This is a genomic window from SAR324 cluster bacterium, assembly GCA_015232315.1.
In the GTDB taxonomy this organism is placed as follows: domain Bacteria; phylum SAR324; class SAR324; order SAR324; family NAC60-12; genus JADFZZ01.
In genome coordinates this window covers 39429-62237 of record JADFZZ010000025.1, presented here as the reverse complement: position 1 = coordinate 62237, position 22809 = coordinate 39429, and the positions used below count along the sequence as shown (strand labels likewise).

The 22809-nt window shown below is 45.5% G+C and carries 21 protein-coding genes; 12 read left to right on the top strand and 9 right to left on the bottom strand.

Features of this window, described 5'->3' with window-relative positions; all coding sequences use genetic code 11:
* Window positions 1–23 precede the first annotated feature (23 nt).
* The 12 genes from HQM11_15390 to HQM11_15335 all read left to right on the top strand — a co-directional run bounded on the left by HQM11_15390 (window position 24) and on the right by HQM11_15335 (window position 15498).
* Window positions 24–980 (top strand): hypothetical protein, encoded by a 957-nt coding sequence (locus HQM11_15390; GenBank protein MBF0352416.1) that lies wholly within the window; start codon window positions 24–26, stop codon window positions 978–980.
* Between the two features lie 156 nt (window positions 981–1136).
* Window positions 1137–1856, top strand: coding sequence for a cytochrome c family protein (locus HQM11_15385; GenBank protein ID MBF0352415.1), 720 nt, complete (start codon window positions 1137–1139; stop codon window positions 1854–1856).
* Window positions 1857–2067: 211 nt separating this feature from the next.
* Entirely contained in the window at window positions 2068–2793 is a 726-nt protein-coding gene (locus tag HQM11_15380; protein ID MBF0352414.1) for an ammonia-forming cytochrome c nitrite reductase subunit c552, read from the top strand.
* Between the two features lie 83 nt (window positions 2794–2876).
* On the top strand, window positions 2877–4427 hold the full coding sequence (locus tag HQM11_15375) for a NapC/NirT family cytochrome c (GenBank protein ID MBF0352413.1): 1551 nt from the start codon (window positions 2877–2879) through the stop codon (window positions 4425–4427).
* 11 nt (window positions 4428–4438) lie between these two features.
* A complete protein-coding gene (locus tag HQM11_15370) occupies window positions 4439–5230 on the top strand; it encodes a hypothetical protein (protein ID MBF0352412.1) in 792 nt (263 codons plus the stop codon).
* 9 nt (window positions 5231–5239) lie between these two features.
* Complete coding sequence (locus HQM11_15365) at window positions 5240–6196, top strand: 4Fe-4S dicluster domain-containing protein (protein MBF0352411.1); 957 nt, start codon at window positions 5240–5242, stop codon at window positions 6194–6196.
* Window positions 6197–6206: 10 nt separating this feature from the next.
* Window positions 6207–7478, top strand: coding sequence for a polysulfide reductase NrfD (gene nrfD, locus HQM11_15360; GenBank protein ID MBF0352410.1), 1272 nt, complete (start codon window positions 6207–6209; stop codon window positions 7476–7478).
* A gap of 128 nt (window positions 7479–7606) precedes the next feature.
* Window positions 7607–8362 (top strand): hypothetical protein, encoded by a 756-nt coding sequence (locus HQM11_15355; GenBank protein MBF0352409.1) that lies wholly within the window; start codon window positions 7607–7609, stop codon window positions 8360–8362.
* Between the two features lie 471 nt (window positions 8363–8833).
* Window positions 8834–11401: a hypothetical protein gene (locus HQM11_15350; GenBank protein ID MBF0352408.1), complete on the top strand. Its 2568-nt coding sequence runs from the start codon at window positions 8834–8836 to the stop codon at window positions 11399–11401.
* Between the two features lie 361 nt (window positions 11402–11762).
* The gene (locus tag HQM11_15345; GenBank protein MBF0352407.1) at window positions 11763–12005 is read left to right on the top strand and encodes a hypothetical protein; all 243 of its coding nucleotides are present in this window, start codon (window positions 11763–11765) and stop codon (window positions 12003–12005) included.
* Window positions 11995–12444, top strand: coding sequence for a PIN domain-containing protein (locus tag HQM11_15340; protein MBF0352406.1), 450 nt, complete (start codon window positions 11995–11997; stop codon window positions 12442–12444). Before HQM11_15345 ends, HQM11_15340 begins: the two co-directional genes overlap by 11 nt.
* A gap of 54 nt (window positions 12445–12498) precedes the next feature.
* The gene (locus tag HQM11_15335; protein ID MBF0352405.1) at window positions 12499–15498 is read left to right on the top strand and encodes a hypothetical protein; all 3000 of its coding nucleotides are present in this window, start codon (window positions 12499–12501) and stop codon (window positions 15496–15498) included.
* Window positions 15499–15516: 18 nt separating this feature from the next.
* Here HQM11_15335 and HQM11_15330 read toward each other — a convergent pair whose 3' ends face one another.
* From HQM11_15330 to HQM11_15290, 9 genes are all read right to left on the bottom strand, one after another.
* Window positions 15517–15912: a prepilin-type N-terminal cleavage/methylation domain-containing protein gene (locus HQM11_15330; GenBank protein MBF0352404.1), complete on the bottom strand. Its 396-nt coding sequence runs from the start codon at window positions 15910–15912 to the stop codon at window positions 15517–15519.
* Entirely contained in the window at window positions 15893–16438 is a 546-nt protein-coding gene (locus HQM11_15325; protein ID MBF0352403.1) for a type II secretion system protein, read from the bottom strand. Before HQM11_15325 ends, HQM11_15330 begins: the two co-directional genes overlap by 20 nt.
* The gene (gene gspG, locus HQM11_15320) at window positions 16407–16865 is read right to left on the bottom strand and encodes a type II secretion system major pseudopilin GspG (GenBank protein MBF0352402.1); all 459 of its coding nucleotides are present in this window, start codon (window positions 16863–16865) and stop codon (window positions 16407–16409) included. The genes HQM11_15325 and gspG overlap by 32 nt, the downstream gene beginning before the upstream one ends.
* Before the next feature lie 129 nt (window positions 16866–16994).
* Window positions 16995–18230: a type II secretion system F family protein gene (locus HQM11_15315; GenBank protein ID MBF0352401.1), complete on the bottom strand. Its 1236-nt coding sequence runs from the start codon at window positions 18228–18230 to the stop codon at window positions 16995–16997.
* A gap of 2 nt (window positions 18231–18232) precedes the next feature.
* Window positions 18233–19264 carry an endolytic transglycosylase MltG gene (gene mltG / locus HQM11_15310; protein ID MBF0352400.1) on the bottom strand — a complete coding sequence of 344 codons (1032 nt, stop codon included), beginning with the start codon at window positions 19262–19264 and terminating at the stop codon, window positions 18233–18235.
* A complete protein-coding gene (gene gspN, locus HQM11_15305) occupies window positions 19261–20256 on the bottom strand; it encodes a type II secretion system protein GspN (protein MBF0352399.1) in 996 nt (331 codons plus the stop codon). Before gspN ends, mltG begins: the two co-directional genes overlap by 4 nt.
* A gap of 24 nt (window positions 20257–20280) precedes the next feature.
* Complete coding sequence (locus HQM11_15300) at window positions 20281–20781, bottom strand: type II secretion system protein M (GenBank protein MBF0352398.1); 501 nt, start codon at window positions 20779–20781, stop codon at window positions 20281–20283.
* Between the two features lie 165 nt (window positions 20782–20946).
* Window positions 20947–22356, bottom strand: a complete 1410-nt coding sequence (locus HQM11_15295) for a UDP-N-acetylmuramoyl-tripeptide--D-alanyl-D-alanine ligase (GenBank protein MBF0352397.1) — start codon at window positions 22354–22356, stop codon at window positions 20947–20949.
* Window positions 22357–22419: 63 nt separating this feature from the next.
* Window positions 22420–22794, bottom strand: coding sequence for a YkgJ family cysteine cluster protein (locus HQM11_15290; protein ID MBF0352396.1), 375 nt, complete (start codon window positions 22792–22794; stop codon window positions 22420–22422).
* Window positions 22795–22809: the final 15 nt, after the last annotated feature.

Sequence of the window (22809 nt, the reverse complement as noted above, 5' to 3'; positions counted from 1 at the left end):
TTATATGCCTTGTGAGCTTGCTGATGCTGTTCTTGGGAGGTCACTCGCTTCAGGCTGAAGAGCATAGACGCGATCTGAAATTAAATCATTTCAAGCATGTTGTTGAAGAAGAAAAAGCGTGCGAGGATTGCCACGAAGAAGGTGCGGAAAAAGGAAAACTTCTTCCCACCAAGGAAACCTGTGCGGATTGCCATGAAAATACAGGTCTTGTGAACAGCGACAACGAAAATGATGAAAATGATGACGCTGACGTTGAGGAAACTGAAACTACAGAAGTGGATAAGGAAGAATGTCTCACCTGCCACACTGGAACTTTGGCCGATCTTGCTGATATTGAAGCTAAAAAACGGGTAGTCAAAATGGGGCCTCGTCCCTATAAAAATCTGGAATTTTCTCACAAGACGCATCTTGATAAGGATTTGAAATGCGAAGCCTGTCATGGCGATATTGCGCACGATGAAGGGCTAGAAATTCCTGTCGGTAAGTATATGCCAACGCCCAGACAATGTATTGATTGTCACCTGGAGCAAATTGAGGGATTTCAGGTGCGGAATGCCTGTCAATCCTGCCACACCAAAGATACTTTTGATCAAAACTTCAAACCTGACCAGCACAAGGCTCAGTGGCCTAAATACCATGGAACCGTGTCTCATCTCAATGAAGGCTCTCATGGCAAAGACTGCATGACGTGTCATGTCCAGAAAACATGTGTGGATTGTCATAAGACCGAAAAGCCCAAAGACCACACTCAGTTCTGGCAGGCTCGTGGACATGGCATCATGGCAAGTGCCGACCGTGAAAAATGCATGACCTGTCACAAACAGGATACTTGTGTGGCCTGTCACAATGAAACAGCTCCTCGCTCTCATATTGCGAACTGGAGTCAAAATCATTGTCTGGGATGTCACCTGGAGTCCAATTCGACACCCGAGGAGGGTTGTATGTTATGCCATCGTACTCCGCAACACCTTAAAAATTGAAAAGAAACATAGGTGTGCCGAACTTTTTTCTGGATCATCAAGCAGTTTTTATGTCATGAAAAAAAATGAGTAGTGCGCAATAAAGCGCACTGATAAGGGGAGGGCTGTTCTGCCTGTAAAGTAATTTTGATCAACAACAAACCAAAGGAGATGGGTATGTGGAAAAAAGGAGTGATTGTTCTTTCAATGTTAGGACTGGTGTGGGCTTTTCCGTTGAGTGGACAGAGTCAGGCAAAGCCTGCTAAGTATGTAGGTGTCAATCAATGTAAAAAGTGCCATAAAAGTGAAAAAGAAGGCGAGCAGTTTAAAATCTGGCAAAAAACAAAACTGGCCAAATCTTTTGAAACGCTGAAATCCGACAAAGCCCTGGAAGCCGCGAAGAAAATCGGTTTCACCGGAGTTCCTTCTGAAAGTGCTGAATGCTTGACTTGTCATGTGACAGGTTATGGTGAAGACAAAAAAATGTTTGATAAAAAATTCAGTATGGAAGACGGTGTGCAATGTGAGTCTTGCCATGGTCCTGGAAGCAACTACAAAAGTAAAAAGGTTAAAAAAGAATTGCACCGTTTAAAAATGGAACTGGCAAAACTCAAAGAAGGAACACCTGAGTATGATAAAACTGCCTCGGCTCTCAAAACAGAACGGGAAAACCTGAAAGAAAAATTTGGTTTGAGTTTGGGAACTAAAGAGAATTGTACACAATGTCATGCCGCGGAAATCACTGTTGGTGGCAAAACCTTCAAAAATCCTAGCTGGGATCCGAAAAAAGGTTTCGATTTTGAACAAGCCAAGAAGGATATTGCTCATCCACGAGGACCATATGATGACGGCGGAAGTGATAAAGCTGACGATGCTGATGAGGATGACAAAGAATAATTCCGGAGCATATAATACAAATTGATCTCAAGGATGCGTTTTCTTACCTGAAAGCGCATCTGATTCATCACATGAATTTCCCGGGACTGCGGTCCGTTTTTCGTAGTGACTGCCATAGCTCGGAATCATTTCACTGAGATAGCTCATGAACTGTCAGCGCTTAGATAGAAATATTTCAGAAAAACGATATTTGTTTTTGTTATGTTTCCTTGTGAACGTTGCATTTCTTGTGGGAACTGGCGGACTGGCTTTTGCAAAAAAAGTTGAAAACTCCTGTGTCGATTGTCACAGCGATTCGGATTTTCTGGTGACCAATAAAAAATTATACAATTATTTCCAGCAATGGACTTCGTCGACACATAATCAGGAAGAAGTGACCTGTACTGATTGTCATGGGGGCAATCAGGAAGAAGCAGATAAAAAACTGGCTCATGGGAAAGACATTGATTCCAATGTGAGATTTGCCAATGTTCCTGATACTTGTGGGACCTGTCATGATGATATTTATAATGGCTACCGCAAAAGTCCTCATTTTGAGAACCTCACCAAAAAGAAAGACGGACACCAGGGCCCCAACTGTGTGACCTGTCATGGGTCTCTCAATGTGGCTGCGTTGAACGTCAACACTGTGAAAAAAACCTGTGTTCAGTGCCACAATGAAAAAACCAAAAACAATCCTGAAATTCCTGACAAAGCTGAGAATTTACTCAATCAATTTCTTTCCATCCATCGCTTCTATCGCTATATTTCTCTTCGGGGAGAGCCCACAGATACCAAGTCTTTCCTGACCGGCATAGATGGTCAACTGGAAGATCTTTCAACTACCTGGCATACCTTTGATCTCAAAAATATCGCCACGAAAACACGCACGGTCCTCGATTCGCTCAGTGCCAAACGGGATGAAGTCCGTAAGCAGATGAAATCCCGGCAGAAGTGAACTGAGACTCACATCAATAATCGACGTATATTTCAATAAATGAGCACCCTACTTCAAGTTGAACCTCTTATAGGGAAATCAATATGAACGAGACGGAAAATAATCCAGGGACTGGCGCACCAGAGAAGCGACATTTGAAAATGCCCTTGAACTTTTTGAATATGTCGGGTTTCATTTTGGCCCTGATTGGTGTCATTGGTTTGATGTTTCTGTTTTTTGCGGGGGTCTTTTCCAAAGACTCCTCGTCCTATGTCGGGATCGGTTATGCGGTGCTGTTTGGCTTTACCATTGTGGGTATATCGCTGTTCGTCGTTGGACATATTCGTGGTAAGCAGAAACAGAAGCGGGGAGAAGTCTCATCGTTTTCAGAGCATTTTTTACTCACCCACCCGTTGATGACTTTGTTCATCGGCTCAGTCATAACTGTTTCAATCACATTGCTTCTGGGGATTGCCAGTTATAAAGGTTATCATGTCACAGAATCGGTAGAATTCTGTGGCCAGACCTGCCACAGTGTCATGAAACCGGAGTGGACAACCTATCATGAGTCTTCTCATGCGCGGGTGAAGTGTGTGGAATGTCACATTGGCGGTGGGGCTGATTGGTATGTCAAATCCAAGTTATCAGGACTAAGACAGGTTTTTGCGGTGATGGCCAATAGCTATTCACGTCCTATTCCCACGCCCATCCATGATTTGCGTCCTGCACGCGAAACCTGCGAAACCTGTCACTGGCCCAAAAAATTTATTGGCTATCGGGAAACAGTCAAAACCCACTTCCTGTCAGACGAAGACAATACCCCCTATAAGCTTCGGATGTTGATCAAGATTGGTGGCGAAGAAACGATGATGATGAAAGGTCGAGGCATCCATTACCATATGTTGCTGGCCTCCAAAGTTGAATATATCGCTCGCGATGAAAAACGGCAGAACATCGCCTGGGTCCGTATCAAACGTTCGGACGGAAGTGTGAGCACCTTCAATCAAACAGAAAAACCACTCACGGAAGAAGAACGGAAAACCTTGCCGGTGCGTGTGATGGATTGCATGGACTGTCATAATCGCCCAGCCCATAAATTTCCAAGCCCCATGGATTCGATCAATCAGGCAATGGAATCAGGCGTTATTCCATTGGACCTTCCCTATATTAAAAAAGAGGCGGTGAAAGCCATTGACACCAACTATGAAACCACAGAAGAGGCGGTGGTCGGTATTGCGAATGCACTCAGAGATTTTTATAAAGAAAACTATCCGGACATTTTTGAAGAACACAATGGAAAGGTGGAAGTCGCTATCAATGGTGTTCAGGAAGTGTATCAGAAAACTATTTTCCCGGAGATGAAAACCAAGTGGTCGGCCTATCCGGATAATATTGGACACCGGGATTGGCAAGGATGTTTTCGTTGTCACACGGATCAATTGCAGTCGGACAAAGGGGAAACCATTTTTACAACGTGTGATAAATGTCACTTGATCCTGGCACAAGGCGAAAACATTCAGTCCGGAACCGTTGACTTTGAAAAAGGCCTGGAATTTCGCCATCCTATCCGAGAAGGCGATGATGAAAATGAAAAAATGAGTGAATATACGGATTGTTCCGATTGCCATACCGGTGGAGCAGAAACTTACGAATGATCAGGTTTTGTATGAACAAAATGACTAAAAGCATGATAGGCATTCTGATAGTGCTTCTCGGTTTGTGGGGGAGCTCGTGGATCGTTGTTTCCCTCCATGAAAGTCCGGTTTATGCTGAGACTCCTTCCGATGAAACAGACGATGCCGCAGAGGACGAAGGCGATGATGAAAATGACGAACAGGATGCCGGAGATACCAATGAAAAGGCTGAAGAGGGCATCAAGTTGAGTGAAACAGCGCAGGTCACACTTGCCTACGTCCGTGACTTCTGGAAAAGAGAAGAGGTGACACCTGGAGAAAAAATAAAAGCCTTCCCACCGTTTGTTGTTCCTCCACGTAAGACTGAACTTGAAAACTATCCTTGTCTGGACTGTCATGAAGACGCAGAGATCAACAAGAATGTGGAACGTACCTTAACTGAAGAGCATACGAATATTGTTCTGGATCATGGGGAACAGCGCTTCTGGTGCTTGAACTGCCATAATCTGAATCACATGAATTACTTGAAGTCACTGAAGGACCAGCAGATCGACTTTAATCAATCCTATCTGCTGTGTGGTCAGTGTCATGCTGCACGCCAAAAAGATTGGTATTTTGGCGCGCATGGAAAACGGATAGGAAACTGGAATGGTGAGCGTCAGATTCTGGTATGCACCGAGTGTCATGATCCGCACTCTCCCTCCATCAAACCCAAACAACCGGATCCTCCACCCAGAAGGCATCATGCGGTGGTTCATGTAAGTAGACCAGAACATAAATCGACGCTCCACATGTGGAATATTCACAAAAAAGACAAAGAATAGGGAACCACCATGTCAGACCCAAATGAACAACTCCCGGAAAATTCAGGTTCCGGATCAACGAAAGCAATTTCCCGACGAAAATTTTTTAAAAAAGCCAGTATTGCTGGGGCAACCGTTGCGGCTACGACGGCAATGGCATCCACCCCGGTTGATGGCGATGCTTTCACCGATGCGGTTCAGGAATTTTTTCAGGGGCATTATCAGAAGATGACCAAAGAAGAAGTGGCTGATGCCATTGCCCGTCTGGAACGGAAGACCAAACGAAAATATGGTGTAGACATCCAGATCAATAATGATCCTCCGCTTGAAGGGGTTCTGTTTGGATACGCTCTGAATATCTCGAAGTGTAAGGGCTATCGCAAATGTGTTACCGCATGTATGGAAGAAAACAACACCAGCCGGGCTCTTCAAATTCAGTACATCCGTGTGCTGGAGATGGATAAAGGCTCCATGAACATTGAAGAATCAAATCATTACTATGATTCGGAAACTGTTCCCCAGGAAGGGAAAATGTATCTCCCGATCCAGTGTCACCATTGCGAAAATCCCCCCTGCGTGAGAGCCTGCCCCACCAAAGCTACCTGGAAAGAGGATGACGGGATTGTGGTCATTGATTATAACTGGTGCATCGGGTGCCATTACTGTGTGGTGGCATGTCCCTATTGGGCGCGTCGTTTCAACTGGGAAGATCCTGATTTGCCTCCGGAAAAAATTAATCCTGTCACCCATTATCTGGGGAACCGACCCCGGGAACGTGGCGTGATGGAAAAATGTACCTTCTGCGTGCAACGAACCCGAAAAGGGAAATTACCTGCCTGTCTGGAAGCCTGTCCTACTGGTGCCAGGGTTTTTGGGAATCTGCTCGATCCAAACAGCGAAATTCGTTATATTCTGGAAAACAAAACCGTTTTTCGCTTGAAAGAAGAATTAAATACTAATCCCAAATTCTGGTATTATACCGATTAGAGGAGATCTGATGAAAGTTGTTCGGTTTTTTTTGCAATCAGCTTTAGAAATATTTCGCGGAGGGCGCGTTTATTGGACGTGGGTCGCTATGCTGGGTTTTCTGGCGTTGGTGGGGCTCTATTGTTATGTCTACCAGTTTCAGGTAGGGGCTCTTCACTCCACCGATCTGGGAGAGGAAGTTCCCTGGGGCATTTACATCGCCAATTTTGCTTTCATGGTTGGAATTGCCGCGGCCGCGGTCATGCTGGTCATTCCCGCGTATATTTTTCATCAAGAGTCCATCAAGGAAGTCGTCATCATGGGCGAAGTCATTGCGGCGACAGCGTGCATCATGTGCATCCTGTTCATTCTTGCCAGTTTGGGACGTCCGGATCGACTTTGGCATATTCTTCCGTTCATCGGTCGTTTGAATTTCCCCTCTTCCATGCTGGCTTGGGATGTCGTGGTCATCAACACCTACTTGATATTGAATCTGATTATTCCGACCTACATGCTTTATACAAAATTTGAAGGCAGGGAACCCAATCCGAAAATTTATTTTCCCTTGGTGTTACTTTCCATCTTTTTTGCGATCTCTATCCACACCGTGACAGCGTTTCTGTTTTCATCCAATGTTTCCCGACCTTTCTGGCATTCCAGCATTCTCGGACCTCGCTTTCTGGCTTCCGCGTTTTCTTCGGGTCCGGCATTTATGATTCTGATATTGCAGGTGATTGATCGACAAACAAAACTGAAAGTCAGTGCAAAGGTTATTGAAAGTTTGGCTCTCATTACTGCGGTTGCACTGCAAATCAGTCTGTTTTTGCTTGGTGCTGAATTTTTCACGGACTTTTATAGTCAAACCCAACATGCCAGTTCAATTCAGTACCTGTTTTTCGGACTAGAGGGACATAACCACCTGGTTCCGTGGATTTGGACTGCCGTTGCATTGAATGTGACCGCTGTTTTTATTCTCTCTGTTCATAAGTTGCGTAATAACAAGCTTTTTCTCAACATCGCCTGCCTGCTGTTGATTGTTGGCATCTGGATCGAAAAAGGCATGGGCCTCGTGATTCCGGGATTCATTCCTTCTCCATTGGGCGATATTGTTGAGTATTCCCCCAGCATTTATGAGATTGGTGTATGTGTAGGCATCTGGGCCATTGGTGGACTGATCTTTACGTTTCTGGCAAAAATGACAGTCCCGATCGAAATTGGCGCATTCAGAAAAGAACGCCTCTCAGAAAAAGATCCTCATTGGGGAAAACGGACTACCGACAGAGTGATCAACGTAGCGGACTAGAAATTATTTGCATCAGCAATTTGGAAGAAATTCTGAGATGTGGTTAACTTCAGAATTCAATAAATGGCTGGACTTTATTTGCCTCAGAGAGGATATCACCCAAAATTAAACTATTGTCAGGAGAAAATATGCGCCGTTTCAGTGTTATAAAGGATATTATCATGCGAGCAACATGGATTATGAGTATTGTTATCATCAGTCTGATGGTGATCAGTTGCGGTGCTCCTGAAGAGGGCGAAGACTCCATTGATTCCGTGATAGGGAATCAAGCCGAAGAAACAGACGGCACAGCTCTTTATGCGCAATATTGTGAGGTTTGTCATAAGTCACTGTCAGAAACTACGGAAGCAAAGCGTACAGATACAGAAATTCAACAAGCGATTCTTGACGATGTAGGCGAGATGGGATTGTTGATTGGTCTGGTGGAAAGTAAAAAAGTCCCAGGGGAAAAACTAACAGCTATTGCCAATATTTTGCAAAACGTCAATTTTCAGGGAGGGGCTTATTTCTATGCCCAGAGTTGTGTCAATTCAGGATGCCACACAGATTTGGGAACCGCCACCTTCACCGATAAAACCGCCACAGGTATTAAGGCTGCTATTACCGCCAATAAAGGCGGAATGGGAACACTGAGTCTTTCAGACGATCAGATCAGCAGTGTTTCAGATGCCGTGCAAGGGGCTGATCTATACACAAACAACTATTGTTCAAGTTGTCATGGTCAGTTTATTTCAACCCAAAAACCAAGTCGCAACGCGGACAAAATTCAGAAAGCATTGGAGACCGATGCCAACATGGTAAAATTCTATCAGGAGAGAGGGATTACCTTTACCTCGGCTCAAGTCAAACAGATTGCGGTCGCCCTTGGAGGGGAAAAATTATAAGTAGTAAACACCATTGCAACGGTTTAAAAAGACTCAAAGTTATAATGGTGACAATCGATTTTCACTACGATGACAAATCGGTTGTTCCCTGTATCCTGATGCAAATCAGGATTTTCTAAATGTAGCTATTATTATAACCTCATATACAAGGAGAATATGGCTCAAATTTAATGGTTGTCTGGAAATCATGAAAATATTTATGAGCCCTTTAGAAAGGGATTTGAATGGTTATGGCTAAGTTGTGAACGCAACGTGTGGGAACGTGGATAAACAGTGTTTCATCAGCCCGGTCGGAAACAACCGGGACCGAAGAATATTTTTATTTGCTTCTCCGCTTTTAGTAAATCAAACCAATGGTGTGGATGAAGTGAAAGTCCCACTGATGGGCAATACGGTGCTCAGACCAGAGAAATTTTTCCCGGTTTTGAGATAACAGGTCAAATAGATCGAAACGTTATGTGGAGGTAAGATATGGTTAATATATATAAAATGATGAAGAATAAACTTCTTCTTATGCTGTTGATGGGAATGTCCCTCTTCATCATCGGTTGTAGTGAAAAGGGCGAAGACGGCCAGAATGGAACAGATGGAACAGATGGAACGAGTGTGACTGTTTCTGAGGAAACATCCATCAAGGCTCGTTGTTTTGAAAAGAGTGCAGAGAGACTCGGTGCTCTGCAAACAGCGCACAGCAATATGCGGATATCGGCCTCTGACGTTCAACCAGAGTCCTGTGCCACTTGTCATCAGGGACTGGCGGCCAAAGATGGAGCTTGTCACCAGGAAGCATATAATGAGCTATTCCAGTATAATGCCATCACTGTTTCGGATATCACTTACGAAAATGGTGGCGGAAATGACACCATCACGTTCAAAATGATGAAAAATGGTGCGAACTTCGATTGTACTGATGCTGATGCGCTGAGTATTGGCGTGAGCGAATATAAAGGCGATGACAACGCTGAATTCCAGGCCCCTAAAAGATTGAGTTTGAGAGCCAATGCTGGAAAAGCCGGGGATACCCTTTCTTACAATTCCAAGACCAATGTCTGTACAAATGTCAGCACTGAAACATCTCTTGGCGATTTGTCAAAACTCAACGCACTGGTTGTTGTGTATGGCGATGATGAACTGCAAGAATCCATTCCAAGCCTCCACATCAGTCTTGCCAAATACCCGTTTGCAGGAGTTCTGACCCTGGGAACGGTAGACTATGCTTCCAGCGCGAATGCCTCCGGTTGTCAAAACTGCCATGGAACACCCTATTATAAGCATGGCTACATCATCGGTGATGTCAGCCAGAATGGAAGTCAGGACTTCTTGACTTGTAAAGTATGTCATCTCGACAACACCAGTGGTGGCCATGAAGACTGGCAGATCGCTGTGGACAACCCAGCGTATTGGGCGGAGATTTTTCTGGGAACTAAAAAGAAATCTGATGCTGATAAAGCCACATACGCTTACAAGACCAAGCTGATGAACGATGTGCATATGTCACATGCCATGGAGTTTCCTTATCCTCAGTCCATGCAGAGTTGTACTACCTGCCACGCTGGAAAACTGGATAAAATCCTGACGGATGCCAACTTCACCCTTGAAACCTGTAAGAGTTGCCACCCGGTTACTGGTGGAAAAGATACTATCTCAAAAATTAAAAATCGCTCAGGCAATTACTATTACACAGTGGATACTACGGTCAATCCACCTGTAGGATCAAAATCCGGTCCGGCGTTGAAGACTCTGTGGGAAGCAAAGAATGTGACATCGACCCATGTTGTCAGTGGAGCTGTGACTACGGCTGATTGTAATTCTTGCCATAAAACTGGCGGAGCTTCAGTATTCAGTAAACTGCACACTGGCTACGATCCTATAATTTATGACTCCACCGGAAACAAGTATGCGGATAAAATCAAAGGAGATATTGATTCCGTGACCCGCTCCGGCAATACCCTTACCATCACCGTCAGTGCCACAGGAACTGCGGGTGGTCTGGAAGTGAAAAATATTACCCCGATCATTACGGTCGGCTTCTATGGCTATGATACCAAGGACTTCATCATCGCCGGTATTTCCAAAACCATGGGTACCGCAAGCACCACTTTTGCCGAAGTTGATGCAGACGGCAGTGACGGCAAATGGGTAGTGACGATGAATTTAGCCTCTGTCACGGCAAGTTCCTCGGTTGGTGGTAAGACTCTGCTTAATATGATTGCCGGCGGTCAGGTACACAAAATGGAAGTCGCTTTCCGACTTAGTTTGCCTCTGGTCACTGGTGGCACCACATACGTGGGTCTCAATGCCGTGTCCAAAACTTATAATGTGGACAGTGGGGATTCTGTAGGTTACGTCCATGATTATTTCAAAGGCGCCAATGCCATAGTGAATGTGGATGTGACTACAGCCAATAACGGCGGACTTAGCGGTTGTAACCGTTGCCATGATCAGTTGGCCACCACCTTCCACAGCGCTGATCGTGGGGGCAATATCGTGGTTTGCCGAATGTGTCATGTGCCGATCACAGCGGGTAGTAATTTGCAGGGCCAGTCACGATCCATTGATTCCTATGTTCATGCGATTCATCGTTTCGAGCCCTTTACTATTCAAAATATTGATTTCTCTGATCCAGTAGAAAAAGCGAGATATAACGAGCACATTGAGTTTGTGTTTCCGGATTTCACGTCTATCAACTGTGAGTCATGCCATAGGGATACCAGAGAAACCGATAAATTACTGAATGGTGAATATTCCAGGAAAACCTATGATGTTCCAGATCAGGCCAAATCGATGCCAGGCGTGCTCTCTGAAACAACAAAGGTTAGTGTCACTGGTGTGCCTCCGATCCCGGCGACCCCGGCGGTTGTGGTTGGCCCCGGTGCGAAAGCCTGTGGCGCATGTCACCGGGCCGCATTCCTCAAGGAAGGCGATATTGCTGGAGTTACTTCGTTAAACAGCCATTTGCAGACTGGCGGTTATCGCTTTACTTATGATACGAGCACTCTCACTACCGTCATTACGACGATCATGGATATGTTTAGATAAATGAAATGAGCCTGGTAGTTTTGGTTTACCGGGTTCTTTCATGATATTTCAAACATCAATAAGAAGCTGAGGCGGCAGAATATGGCTTGCCTCAGCTTTTTTTATGCGCATCATTCACTATTTTCGCGAGCGGTACGCCCCGGTGCAAACAGAAGGGGGTTGCGCTATAGTCAGATCCTCCTCAGATTCTTTCACTTGATTTCGCCTCCCAATCCTCATTATTTAAAGCCGTATCAGACAGGTAGACAGTTAGATTCAACCAGGGTGCCTTGAAGGAAAATAGTTTTTGACATCCCATTGCTCTGCTGTTAAATCATTGATAGAATATTTGATTTATTTTTAATATTTTCCAGGAAATTTTATGGATTATTCCATCAGACTGCATTTGCCTGAATCATTGCAGGAGCATTTGGCAGGAGTAAAAATTGAGGCATTTATCCAGCAAATAGTAGATGAAGCATTGCAACAAAAAATCCCCAATCTGCTACCTTCGGAAAACACACAAGAATGGAAGGATGCTCTGACATTCATTAAAAACCACCGTTCGTTTCCGTTGAATTGGGAGCAAAATAAACTTACCCGGGAACAGTTGAATGAACGATGATTACCAACAGGCTGTGTGTTATCTGGATACGAATCTCTTCATTTACCTGATTGATACAACCGGCATTCAGAAACATAAAAAAGCTCAAATTCTTTGTGAACATTTTTTTAAGAATGGAAATGGACGGATCTCGGTACAAGTCATGAGTGAGTGGAGAAATGCGGCAATTCGAAAATTTTCGCATTGGGTTGACGCTGCTTATAGAGATCAATTCCTGCGACAGTTTATTACATGGAATCCGTTACTTATTTCTTCAGGTATCATTTTAGAGGCTGAAAAACTTTGTCAAAAATATGCCTTTTCCCCTTATGATTCTATTCATGTTCAATGTGCCCTCCATATGAATTGCCGATTTTTTTTGTCCGAGGATATGCAGGATGGATTGATCGTGAATGATTCATTGACCCTCTTGAATCCATTTAAAAACGATAGCAGGTGATCTTTTTTACATCGTGCTTGATTCCGACCACATAAAATCCCATACAGGCAACCCATGACAATCAATGAGTGGATTTCGACCCTTATTCTGGAAAAACAAAAGCAAGGTTCCTGGAACCGTGCTTTTGAAGCAACATCCAGGGTTTATGCTCCCGTTAATTACGCCAGAATTGCCACTGCTCTGGACTCTCTGGAAACACGGTCGGGATTTCACTCGAAGCAACAGGAGTTGCTGGAGGTTCTGCTTTCCACCTATGATCCTGATCAGACCCTGCAGCAATTTCTGGTATTTCTGAATGTCGGGGAAAAACAGAGCGGATTCGCATGGAACTTTACGCATCCGGAACTTCCTGCCTTACTGACTATTTTCGGACGCAGTGAATTCCTGACCCGGTATCTGGTGAAATATCCGCAATGGGCAGAAAAAATACTGAATTCCTCCAGATTGCGTCAAATGAAAAGCCGGGCAGAGATGGAACAGGAACTGGGTGATCTTCTGGCCGCAGAAGGTGCCCTGGATGTGCATCGCTTAAAAACTCTGCTTCGACAGTATAAATATTCAGAATATCTACGCATCACGGTCAGGGATCTGGCAGAACTGTGTCCGTTTGAAGAAACCCTGGCCGAATTAACTTCTGTTGCCTGCTGTTGTGTCAAATACGCGTTGCTGGCTTCGTTGCCGTTTGCCAGAGGAACAGAAACTATTGATTTTCAGTCTTTATTGAACAACCCTGAATGGCCATTTTTTGTGCTGGGTATGGGGAAAATGGGCGGCAATGAACTGAATTACTCCTCAGACATTGATCTGATTTTTCTGTATGATCCGGAACAGGTACCGGAGGATGTTCTGGAAAAAGAGACACTCCGTCAAAAAGTCGCGAGAACCATGATTTCCATCATGTCGGACGTCACAGAAGATGGCTTTGTTTGCAGGGTCGATATGCGGTTGCGTCCGGGAGGCGAGCAGTCACCGCTGGTGGCCTCCATGTATTCCGCAGAAGTTTATTATCAGGTCAAGGGAGAATTGTGGGAACGTCAGGCGCTGATCAAAGCCAGTGTGATCGCAGGTCCCGGGGGCGAGGATTTTTTACAGATGATGTCGCCGTTTATTTTCAGTCGCTTGATTGATGAAAATCTGTTGCATGAAGTGGAAAGCGTCAAACACCGTATTGAAAAAGAACATTTGCGAGAAAACCACTTGAACGTCAAACTCGGGGTCGGCGGAATCCGTGAAATCGAGTTTTTTGTGCAGACGTTTCAAATGCTGTATGCCGGACCAAACGCCGTGTTGCGGAAGTCCAACACGCTTGAAGCACTCCAGCAACTGGGGTTGCGCAAGATGGTATCTGAACGTGATGTTCAAACCTTACGAGAATCCTATCTGTTTTTGAGAAAAGTAGAACATCGGTTGCAATTGTGGGAAGAATTCCAGACGCATACGGTGCCAGCCGATGTGACCCAGCAAAACCGTCTGGCCAGAATTCTGAAATACCCTCATTCCGATATTGAAGTATCCCGCCGGTTTTTGCTCCAGGATCTCAAGGATGTGATGTCGAAGGTACGTTCCATTTTTGGCGGTCTGTTCAGCAAAAAGCATGTGGAAATTGAAGCCGCGATCCGCAACAGCACCAAATTCAGAAATTTTCCGGAAGACATTGCCCGAACCATTGATTCGATGGCGACGCAGTTGGCTCCAATCCTCCAAAGTTCTGAACAATCATTGCTGGAAACAAGATTCCAGCGTCTGTTTGAACACATTGGGCCACGGATTTATTTGTATGAGCATCTGGTGAACCATCCATCGTCTCTGGAACGTCTGGCTGTGATCGCGGAAACCAGCGAGTTTTTATGGAATTATCTGCTCAACCATCTGGATCTGCTGAAATTGCTGGAACAGCAGAACTGGGCTTATACCCGGGACATCTGGACTCGGGAAATGGAAGAGATTGTGCGGGACAAAGAGGATGAAGAAGCACAACTGGATCGCTTGAGAGATTACAAACACACCATGACATTTCTGGTGGGCAGTGCTGAACTGGATGGGTTGCTGTCCTATGATCAGGCACGGAAGCGATTGAATCATCTGGGCGAAGTGATCCTGCAGGCCGCGTTCATGATGGCTTCAGATTATGTTAAATCCCGCTATGGTGAACCGTTCAACGAACAGGGCGAGCCCACCCGTTTGGCAATTTTGGGGCTTGGAAAATTTGGTGGAATGGAGCTGACCTATCTTTCGGATCTGGATCTGGTGTTTATTTATTCAGAATATGGAATGACCAATGGTGCCACATCCATTTCAGCCCAGGCCTATTACGTCAAGCTGATCCAGCGTCTGATCACGATCATGTCCACGTTCACACGCTCAGGGTTTGCCTATCAACTGGATACACGGTTGCGTCCATCCGGAAACGCTGGTGTGCTGGTCACGCCGTTGTCCGCGTTTTTGAAATATCATCAAACCTCTGCTCCGTGGGAGCATCAGGCAATGTTGAGGGCACGTCCGGTTGCCGGAGATCTGGCGCATGAACCCTGGAAAAAAGCCGTGGAAAACAGCATTCATCAGGCCATCACCGAATGGACTCCGCCGGAAGATCTGCGCCGGCAGATTAATCACATGCGGTATCGCAAGCAGGAGGAACTGGCGGGAGAGACGGACCAGAAAATGAATCTGAAGGAAGGCTTTGGCGGCTTGCTGGATGTGGAATACATGACCCAATATCTACAGTTACTGCATGGTCCCAGGCATCCGGCATTGTACACGAACAGTACACTGGATGCTTTGGAAAAGATGAGCGCCTTTGGTGTGATGGATGAATCAACGGCTCAAACCCTGCTCGGGTGTTACCGGATGCTCCGACAGATCGAGAGTTATCTGCGGTTGTTGTATGACAAATCCACCAACACACTTGATTTCAAATCACTGGAAACTGAACCGTTGCTACAGTTGTTACAACGGCAGGGACATGAAATTTCTGATTTTCAGCAGGCCTATCGGGAAACCACCAGAAAAGTACGTGGGATTTATGAACAATTCATGGGGAATTTAGTCGGTTAGCAACTCCTGTTTCAAGACTCAGTCGGGTTTGATGTATATTTCAGCGTTATACGTATACTCATTTTTTCCTTCATCCCAGTTGAGTGTATAGCCGACTTTTCTGACAATCACTCCGGGCAGTGGCGACACATCCAGAATTTCCCGTTTCCAGCGAAATCCTGCCAGTGCATGCTTATCGTCAAAGGTTCCCTGATTGACTGCGACCGGAGCGTTGAGACTCCGTTCCCACTGGGTCAGTTCATTGTGGGTGTAGGTCATGGACCTCCAGAGGTTGTCAACAGACGCCAGGATAAACAGTGAGGTACTGAATGACTGGTAAATCGCAATGAGCATGGTTGTCAAAATAGAAATGGCGACCAGCACTTCCAGTACACTGAATCCCTTTGGGGTTCTTCTATTCCTGTTTAAGCTCAAGTTGCCCCATGATGTTGGTGGTGGCGATTTTCCAGAAGGAGTTTGCTTCAGTATCCACAAAGACGAGGGTGAACGGAGTGACAAACCCCGAACTGTCAATGCGGACAGCAACCGGTTGTTTCAGCACACGGGAGGCTGATTGGGAATTGATGTCTCCCGTGAGACTGACCTGCTGGAGGGCAAAAGATTCTGGAAATGTATGCGGTTTGAGAATTTTGGGACTTTCCAGCTTTTCAAATCGGCCACTTTTCAGTCCAACTTCGACATAATATTGTTGTTCCTTGACATCAAACACAATGTGATAGTCCCGATGTCCCAGAATGGATTCGTTTCGCAACAGTTTAAAAACTCTGACCAGATTGCCAAATTCAGATTGCCAGGGATCTTCCGCAAAACTGGTAATTTGTGGAATCGCCAGCGACATGGTGATGGACATTAAAACCAGCACCACCATGATTTCAATAAATGTGAATCCGCTGGCGGATTGTTTCAGCTTACAAATCCTTGGAATTGATGTCGGCATCATTATCCGTTCCACCTTCCGCACCATCAGCTCCCAGCGAAATGATTTCATAATCCTTGCCATCGCTGACATATTTAAAATCTGCGGCCCAGCCATCTTTAGGCATATTTTTACTGCGCAGGTAGGGACCATTCCAGTTTCTGGGGGGAACGCCCACTTCCGGTTTTTTCAACAGCGCGTCCAGTCCCTGATCGGTGGAAGGATAGCGTGAATTGTGCAGTCGATAGAGATCCAGAGCGGTCTCAAGCCCCTTGATCTGTGTTTTGGTGGTGTCCACACGGGCCTGTGCGGCTGAATCAAACAATGACACGCCCACCAGACCGGCCAGCAGTCCCAGAATAATGATGACCACCATGATTTCAATGAAACTGAATCCGGACGGTTTTTCGATCAGGCGGACAGAGTGGTTTTGAGGTTCTCGATAGCGCATGGTAACTCTCCTGTTTTCGGGGTTGAACAAGCATCACATGAGGCTGGTTCCTCTTCAGGTTCCAGCACACTGGTTTTTCAGGAACAATCAGGAATTCCGACGACCTGAGGTGTATGTATAATATTTAAATCATTGTTGCAACAACTGACTCATATTCAACATCGGCAACAAAATTGCCAACGCGATAAAGCCCACTGCGGCCCCCATGACCATGATCATGGCAGGCTGAAGCAAGGCGGTCATTCCATCAATGGTGGAGGTGACTTCATTTTCCATGCGTTCCGCGACACGTTCCAACAATTCATCCAGTCGAGCGGCTTCCTCACCAATCGCGACCACGTGGTGCACATATTCAGGAAAATATTCAATCCGTTTCATGGCGGCAGACAGCGGCATCCCCTTGTTATTCACATCCAGAATCAGTTGTTCCAGGCGGTTGATGAAAACATGATTGACCACCACAAACTTGGAAATGTCCAGGGCTGACTTCAGATCAACGCCACTTTTGAGGAGTGTTCCGAGGGTTTGGCAGAAACGCAGTACCATGACTTTGATTACCAGACCTTTAACCAGTGGAAGTTTAAGCGATATTTTATCTTTGAACCGCACGCCTTTGGGGGTTTTTAAAAAATACATCAGACCAGAGATACTCAAGCCTGTCAACACCAGCACCAATAGCCAGTGATTGGCAAAAAAATCACTCAAGGCAATCAGCATACGGGTCGGCAGTGGCAACAAGGCATCCTGGCTTTCAAAAATCTGGGTAATTTTCGGTACAATGTAAGTCACCATAAAAATCACAACACCCACACCAAATACTCCCATAAAAATGGGATAGGTCATCGCGGATTTCAATTTAGCCCTGATTTTGTCCTGATTTTCATAATAATTGGCCAGACGTTGCATGATCAGTCCCAGCGAACCGCCGCTTTCACCCGAGCGGACCATGCTGATATACATGGGGGGGAATACATTGGCGTAACGTCCCAGCGCATCGGCCAGTTGGCCGCCTTCCATCACACTGCCGCGAATGTCGGAAAGGATGCTTTGAAAGTCGGGATCCTGAGTCTGGGAAATGATGAGTTCCAGTGCCTTGTCATAAGGAATGGTCGCATCCAGTAGCACTTCAAGCTGGCGGGTAAATACAGACAAATGCTTGCTGTAATTGTTCCGTTTTGGAATCCATTTTTTCCAGTTCACCAGTGCGGTGGGCTGTTTTTTGGAAAAGCGGCTCAGTTTGATTTCAGTGGGAAACAACTGCTGGCTTTTTAAATGCTGACGAATTTCCTGAACCGATGCGGCATCCAGTGAACCACGTTTGATTTTTCCACGGGTGTCCAGGGCCTGATACGTGTAAATGGGCATATTCAAGGCTTGGTGTTGAATGGTTGATCCAGATTTTTTTGTATCTGATAATGTTTAACCGCACGATTATGCGTTTTCAGATTACTGGAAAAAAAAGTGGTGCCGTCACCCTTGGCGACAAAATAAAGATAATCAACTTCCGCTGGATAAAGCGCACTGTGAATAGAAGCTTCTCCCGGACTGGCAATGGGCGTCGGGGGAAGTCCCTTGATGCGGTAAGTGTTGTATGGTGTATAAGTTTTGAGATGTTTTTTAGTCAGATTGCCACTGAAGTCTGTCAAACCATAAATCACGGTGGGGTCCGTTTCGAGCCGCATGTTTTTTTTCAGGCGATTGTGAAAAACAGCGGCAATGAAGGGGCGATCCCGTTCTTGTCCGGTTTCTTTTTCAATGATGGACGCAATGATCAGAATTTTGTAATCCTGCCACCCCAGTTCTTCGGCGCGTTTATGATAGGATTCCGGGTAATGGTGGTTCAATTGTTCAACCATTTTCAGCAGAATTTGTTCTTCTGTCTGAAGTTTTGTGAAGAAATAAGTTTCAGGATAAAGCATTCCTTCCAGGGTTGTCGCGTCTTTCCAGCCTGTTTTGGCCAGGAGACTCCTGTTGTTGAACAACTGACGATAACGTTCCTGACGCCCCAGTCCCTGCTCCACCAGACGGTCTGTGATTTCTGTATATCTCAAACCTTCAGGAATCGTGATTTTATAAATCCGGCTTTTTCCGGCAATCAGATAATTAAGCAGTTCATTGGGATTCCAGTTGCCGTGAACCTCAAACTCACCAGCCTTGATTTTTGCTTCATCTCCTCGAACATAGGCCAGAATATCAAATAGCCAGGGCCACGAGACCAGTTTTTTGTCTGCCAGAAGATTGGAAACCTGGCGGAAGGATGCCCCTGGCGGAATCTCGACAATGGTTTCTTCATCACTTTCACCAACAGGGGTATTCAGATAGAGCGGAATAAAAAAAATCAGAAGAATCAGAGAACCCAGCGTACTTTTAAGAAGCCAGCGAGATTTTTTTCGTCTCATGTACAACGCCTTCGTTTAGGCAGATTCATTTGTCCCAGTGTGCCTGTCAACTCCACATCAAACGTTTCGCCACATTGAAATTGTCTGAGCAGCACCGCCATGGAACCTGCGGCTTTCTGGAGTGTTTCTCCCAGTTTGGCCCGAGCCTGAATATTAACCCGGGAACTCATCAGGTTTTGCGGATTCCACTGAATGGAACCTTTTAAAACGCCTTCAATATCTCCACGGATACGCAATTCTTTGATGTTCATGGTATTTCCATAATCAATCTGAAACGACACTTCGTCCAGTTGCACATCCGGCAGTTGCATTCCCGGCAATAATTCTGACACAGAATCTTTCAGTCGGATCAGCATGTTTTCCAATTTACCCTGAACATTGCCTTGAGCAAACATTTCCTTTCGGTTCTGAAGCGCTCTCAGGTTCGTGATCTGACCCCGCATTGAAAGATCTGCCCGGATAAAAATATAGGGAATAATATTCATCACAGGTATCTGATCCAACGCGATTTTACTGAGAGAATAGTTCATTTGATTAAAATGCCTCATATCGGTGTCAATCCGGATTTTTCCATTGTACGCCTGGGATAAAACGACAATATCCTGTGACAGCAACGGCCACAGATATCCATCGATCTGCTGGAATTCGATGAGCTTCGAAATGTCAGGATGATTCATTTGTTCAGGCACCATGATTTCAACAGAATCAATATGGAGCGTTTTCCAGCCAAGTTGAAGTGGACTGATTTTTACGGTGATACCGGTATTGGCATGAATCTGGTTTTCCACGAAATCCGCAATGGTCGCACCTGGAAAGCTATGCTGCAATCCCCAGAAAAAAGAGGAGAACAACGCAATGACGAATCCAACCCAAAACAGAATTTTTTTCAGACGACGTGCGACTGGATGTTGCAGGAACTGAAACCAGTGCAGTTTTTCCATCAGCATGGGTGCGCCGGGAAAACTTTTTTTGAGATTAAGCTGCTGGACCATGAAACGAACTCCTCAGATTACGGATCACTCCGCTCTTTGTTTATAAACTTTAAAGGATGTTTTGAGCAGGCGGCTGCCGGGGCTGACAGCGATTTCGAGCTGATCAATCAGCAGGACTGGACGATTTTTTTCCAGAGTGTAGATGACATTGAACAACTGGTCGAGATTGAGTTGATCAATTCTGACCTGAACACCTTCCATTCCGGTGGGGTTGGTAGGCAGAACATTCAACTGAAGAAATTCATGCATTCCCAGGCGTCGAACCGTCTGTTCAATAAACGAACTGAGAGAGTCCCGCATCACGGGAGCTGTGGGTGCTTCCTGGAGTGAGAGCCATTCTTTTCCAGATTTCTCGATCGATTCCAGTTGCTTTTGTCGGGCCAGGATCTGTAGTTGTAAATCGCTTTCATATCGAGATATTTTCCTGAGAGAAAGTCCCAATATAAAGACGACCAGCAACGTCAGCATGACGCCAATCAGTATTTTTTCTCGTTGTGTCAAATCGGGCATGGTCATAATGGTCAAGTAAACCCGCTAGAATCAAAAAAGGATTATTGTGAATCTGATAACCGCAACACGGAACCTGATTTCTTCAGTTCAGGTTTTTATCTAAAACATCCAGATGTGTTATGCAAGGCTCTTCATTGATTCATGGCTTTTATCGACAAACCAACTCGATAAATCATGCGTTCAGGACAAGGATTCGATACATTTTTTGACAAAATTTTCCATGCGCGCGGCTCTGGAGCCTTTTACCAGAACAATATCCGCGGGTCTCAAAATATTTTGGAAATAATTGAACAGATCCTCCAGCTCTCCTGCATGGAATGAATTCCGGTCGGAACCTCCTGCATTTTTCCAGCCATCGAGATAATACTGAGATTCATTGTCGCCACAGGCCAGCAGCATCGAAATTCCTGACTGATAAAACATTTGGCCTGTCTGAAGGTGCAGGGACATGCTGTGCTGTCCCAGTTCCGCCATTTTTCCAGCGACAACAATCAATCGTCGTTCCGGGTAAGAATGCTTCAAGCTGCTCACCACACTTTGAAACGACGACGGGTTCGCATTATAGGTGTCATCCACCAAAGTCCAGTCTTTCATGGGAATGGTGTGAATCCGGCCTTTCACACTCAGTTTTAATTGTTTTACAGCCTGTTGTAACTCAGGGATGGAAACACCACAGGATTGAAGCAACACCAGACATCCCAGCAGATTGAGTAGCAACAGGGGATTGACCAGGCTTGTCTCGAATGTTGTGCCCCAAAGTTCAAAGATGGTGGTTTCATCGGCATGATTAAGAATCGTTGCTTTCACAGCCTCCTCAGTCAACGCCTCAAAACCGCATGTTCGTATCTGGATTCCCTGCCGTTGGGCCGCCTGTTCCAGAATATTCCGATGTTTGATGTGGGCAGGAAACACCACCACACTACCGGGTTGCATGCCGTTGAACATGCTGGATTTTTCGTGAGCCACACCTTCAGTCGTGTCAAAAAACTCAAGATGGCTCTCACCGATACTGGTCAGGATTCCAACGTTGGGTCTGACAACCTGTGTCAGTGTTTCAATTTCACCAAAATGATTGGTTCCCATCTCAACCACCCACCAACCGGAGGATAACGGTGCGCTCAACAAGGTCAGCGGCACACCAATGTGGTTGTTGAAATTGCCGGCTGTCGCATGTGTTGTGGGATCAAGGTTCTGGCACAGTCCCTTGAGAATTTCTTTGGTGGAAGTTTTTCCATTACTGCCGGTCACTCCAATCACGGTGCCCTGAAAACGTTTACGGTAATCGGCCGCAAGATCCAGAAATGCCCGGTTGGGATCCTCTACATGGATCAGTGGAATGGAAAGTTGTGTGATTGATCTGGGAATACGTGAGCGGTTGCCGACAATCAGCGCGGCACCTTTTTCCAAAGCATTGGCCACATAGAGATGGCCATCGGTGGTTTCACCGGAAATACAAAAAAAAATATCACCGGTATTCAATGTTCTTGTGTCAATGGAACAAGCGTTAAATCGGAGGTTGGAATCGCTGGTTTCAGTCGTTCCGTTGAGACACAAACACAATTCATGCAGCGTATAAGAATATTCCATCATAAGGGGCGCAATTTTTCCAGAAGGTGAATAAACGGTGATGACATCAGCTTTGGAGGCATGGTTCTATGCGACTGAGGGCAGTCGGCCTCCGATGGGCGGTAAATTCCAGGAAAGCCTCGCCTGATTGCAACGCAGCAAATCTTCCGGCGATTGAACATAATAGCCATCCTGCCATTGAATTCCAAATTCACGACATGTTGACGGGCGTTTTTCATAAATCTGACATAATGCCAGTTTTCCGATTTCACCTTTCAATTCAGAACAATAAGGGGGTTTCTTATGGGTGCCTTTCATACAGCGGTGAAATGGTGAAATCACTTCTGTCCTGTCGACAGGAACGGTTCCCCATTCACTGTCATCACATTCAGCCCAGTAAAATGATACTCTGAAAAACGCACAACAGGCACCGCAGGTGACGCATGGATTTTCTGTCATCATACATTCAGGTTTCTC

Excerpts from the sequence above, each read along its gene's own strand:
- HQM11_15295 (MBF0352397.1), bottom strand. The coding sequence starts at position 22,356 with ATGATGGAATATTCTTATACGCTGCATGAATTGTGTTTGTGTCTCAAC.
- HQM11_15365 (MBF0352411.1), top strand. The coding sequence starts at position 5,240 with ATGTCAGACCCAAATGAACAACTCCCGGAAAATTCAGGTTCCGGATCA.
- HQM11_15375 (MBF0352413.1), top strand. The coding sequence starts at position 2,877 with ATGAACGAGACGGAAAATAATCCAGGGACTGGCGCACCAGAGAAGCGA.
- HQM11_15355 (MBF0352409.1), top strand. The coding sequence starts at position 7,607 with ATGCGCCGTTTCAGTGTTATAAAGGATATTATCATGCGAGCAACATGG.
- gspG (MBF0352402.1), bottom strand. The coding sequence starts at position 16,865 with ATGCGCTATCGAGAACCTCAAAACCACTCTGTCCGCCTGATCGAAAAA.
- HQM11_15390 (MBF0352416.1), top strand. The coding sequence starts at position 24 with ATGCTGTTCTTGGGAGGTCACTCGCTTCAGGCTGAAGAGCATAGACGC.
- HQM11_15385 (MBF0352415.1), top strand. The coding sequence starts at position 1,137 with ATGTGGAAAAAAGGAGTGATTGTTCTTTCAATGTTAGGACTGGTGTGG.
- HQM11_15315 (MBF0352401.1), bottom strand. The coding sequence starts at position 18,230 with ATGCCCATTTACACGTATCAGGCCCTGGACACCCGTGGAAAAATCAAA.
- HQM11_15290 (MBF0352396.1), bottom strand. The coding sequence starts at position 22,794 with ATGATGACAGAAAATCCATGCGTCACCTGCGGTGCCTGTTGTGCGTTT.
- HQM11_15340 (MBF0352406.1), top strand. The coding sequence starts at position 11,995 with ATGAACGATGATTACCAACAGGCTGTGTGTTATCTGGATACGAATCTC.
- HQM11_15350 (MBF0352408.1), top strand. The coding sequence starts at position 8,834 with ATGGTTAATATATATAAAATGATGAAGAATAAACTTCTTCTTATGCTG.
- HQM11_15335 (MBF0352405.1), top strand. The coding sequence starts at position 12,499 with ATGACAATCAATGAGTGGATTTCGACCCTTATTCTGGAAAAACAAAAG.
- mltG (MBF0352400.1), bottom strand. The coding sequence starts at position 19,264 with ATGAGACGAAAAAAATCTCGCTGGCTTCTTAAAAGTACGCTGGGTTCT.
- HQM11_15325 (MBF0352403.1), bottom strand. The coding sequence starts at position 16,438 with ATGATGCCGACATCAATTCCAAGGATTTGTAAGCTGAAACAATCCGCC.
- HQM11_15370 (MBF0352412.1), top strand. The coding sequence starts at position 4,439 with ATGAACAAAATGACTAAAAGCATGATAGGCATTCTGATAGTGCTTCTC.
- gspN (MBF0352399.1), bottom strand. The coding sequence starts at position 20,256 with ATGGTCCAGCAGCTTAATCTCAAAAAAAGTTTTCCCGGCGCACCCATG.
- HQM11_15345 (MBF0352407.1), top strand. The coding sequence starts at position 11,763 with ATGGATTATTCCATCAGACTGCATTTGCCTGAATCATTGCAGGAGCAT.
- nrfD (MBF0352410.1), top strand. The coding sequence starts at position 6,207 with ATGAAAGTTGTTCGGTTTTTTTTGCAATCAGCTTTAGAAATATTTCGC.